The following is a 249-nucleotide window of genomic DNA, read 5'->3' as shown; positions in this document are numbered from 1 at the left end:
GTCCTACTCTCCCAGGCAGTTTCCCACCAAGTACCATCAGCGCTAGAGAGCTTAACTTCTGTGTTCGGAATGGGAACAGGTGTATCCTCTCTGCTATTGTAACCACATAATTTTTATGCTTAATATTAATATTAAGTTATTGAAACTAGTAAACTAGCTTCTTTAGAGTTAGCACTCTAAAAACTACATATATATTTTAATCAATGAACATCAAATAAATATTGGTCAAGTCCTCGACCTATTAGTATC

The 249-nt window shown here is 34.9% G+C and carries 1 rRNA gene; it reads right to left on the bottom strand.

What is annotated here, in order from left to right:
• Window positions 1-107: ribosomal RNA gene (gene rrf / locus KGF50_RS22165) — 5S ribosomal RNA — on the bottom strand; the annotation flags it as partial.
• Window positions 108-249: the final 142 nt, after the last annotated feature.

This window comes from Clostridioides sp. ZZV15-6598 (assembly GCF_020657705.1).
GTDB classification, from domain to species: domain Bacteria; phylum Bacillota; class Clostridia; order Peptostreptococcales; family Peptostreptococcaceae; genus Clostridioides; species Clostridioides difficile_F.
The sequence above is the reverse complement of the archived record's forward strand: the minus strand, read 5'-3'. Positions and strand labels throughout refer to the sequence as shown.